1 pseudogene is annotated in these 1990 nt (G+C 60.1%); it reads right to left on the bottom strand.

Going from position 1 to position 1990, the window contains the following annotated elements:
- Positions 1-1990: pseudogene (locus tag BFP90_RS03815) on the bottom strand (type IV secretion protein Rhs); the annotation flags it as partial.

The raw sequence follows: 1990 nt of genomic DNA, 5'->3' as shown, positions 1-1990 counted from the left end.
TGTCGTAGTCGTATTGGCGTTGGTAAAGGTGGTTTCCTTGCTGGGTGACGGCGTGGGCGTGCAGGCGGTTTTGGTCGTCGTAGTGGTAGTGGCTGAGCAGTTGGCCTTGTTGGCGTTGGTGTTCGCGGCCGGCGTGGAACAGGTGGGAGGTCAGCAGTGCGCCATTCAGCTCGACGGTGGCCAGGTGGCCGCCTTTGTCGTGGTTGAAGGTCAGACGGTTATTATCCGGCAGGCGTAAATGTTGAAGTTGCCCGCAGGCATCGTAGCCATAGCGCAAGGTGCCCCAGCCCTGGTGCTCAGCAGTGAGGCGGTTTTGTTTGTCGTACTCGTAGGCCAGCGCCCAGTGGCCGTCTTCGACGCTGAGGAGGTTGCCTTGGCGGTCGTAGGTGTAGTCGACCGTATTGCCATCGGGGAGGGTTTTTCTTACAAGACGACCGGCATGGTCGCGCTCGTATTGGGTAACAAGCTGACTACCGTCGTCGCCGTGTTCGGTCTTTTCCAGCAGGTTGCCGTTGAGGTCGTAGGCGTAGGCGGTGCGTTGGCCGTCGAAGCCGGTTTCCTGTCGGATCAGGCCGTTGGGGTGGTAGTCCAGTTGATGGGTTTCGCCAACTTCGTTTTCGATTTCAGTCAGCAAAAGGCGGGCATTGTCGTAGCGATACTTGACCTGGGTACCATCGGCGTTGATGCGGCGGCTGATCAGGTGCAGTCCGTCGGCGTATTCGTAGCGGGTGACGTGGCCGAGTTCATCGCGTTCGGCGATGATTTTTCCGTAGGGGTTGTAGCTGAATTCCCGCGTAGCGCCGTCCGGCAGTACCCAGCGAGTCAAGCGTCCTACCGCGTCCCATTGATACTGAGTCAGCGCGCCGTATTCATCCTCCCGCGCAACCTGCCGCCCCAGGTCGTCATATCGATAGCGCTTGATGCCACCGTTGGGCAGCTGTTCTTCAACAAGCTGCCCACGCTCATTCCACACCAGCCGATGACAACTGTGGTCGGGATACCAGACCCCGGTCAGTTGCCCTTGCTTGTCGTAGCTGTAGTCGGTCGCGTTGCCCTCCGGATCAATCCTGCGGATGACATCGCCTCGCTCATTACGCTCGTATTTCCAAACTGCCTCACCACGCCGCACGACCCGTACGAAACCATTGTCATGCTCGTAGGACGTCGGCTCATCCTCTCCCGGAAACAGCGCGACCAAGCGTCCGGCTTCGTCGTACTGATACGCCGTCACCGCGCCCAGCGGGTCCTGCTCGACGGTCAGTCGGCCCTTGTCGTCGTAGGATTTGAAATGCCGGGCACCGTCGGGATCGATGCGCTGTACCAGTCGCGCCCGGTCGTCATGCACGTACACTTCCTGGCTGCCATCGGCGTTGTGCACGTTGACGCTGCCGTCATCGCTCCATACATAGCGCGTGTCCATCTGCGAAAAACTGGCCCAGTGCCGGACACAGCGCGCGGCTTTACCAGACCTTTCCCACGCCCAAAAGAAACCCGCCCCACCGGCCAACTGCCGCTCAAGAATGACGTGCTGTTCGTCGTACCGATAAACCTCGCGTTCACCGACGGCATTGGTCGCCGACACCAGTCGTCCAGCATCGTCGTAGGCGTAGGAAACGACGTTCTGCTCGGTCACCCACACGAAGGGTTCATGGCCTTTGGCGCGATGAACCTGGTAGTCCACCGCCACGATGCGGTCGAATTCATACCGCAAAAAAAGCGAACGGCCCGCACCGTTATCCAGTCGCTCAGTGCGCCCCAACCGATCCCGGAAAATGCGCAATCGGTTGTCATACGCATCGCTGATCGCCGTCAGCACACCGTCGCAAAAGTGATAGAACCGAGAAGCCTGGGCCAGCACCAACTCGTCAGGCGCCGAGCCCAAGTAGATCGCAGCTTCCGCCAGGCTATTGGTAATCGCCGGTCGAGCCGCCGTCGGCAAGGGCAGGGTGGTCGAGCGATTCTCATGGTCGGTCCACACCACCGAATCGCC

Source organism: Pseudomonas sp. 24 E 13, from assembly GCF_900004715.1.
Classification (GTDB): Bacteria; Pseudomonadota; Gammaproteobacteria; order Pseudomonadales; family Pseudomonadaceae; genus Aquipseudomonas; species Aquipseudomonas orientalis_A.
Note: the sequence above shows the minus strand (reverse complement) of the source record. Positions and strands in the feature narration are given on the sequence as shown.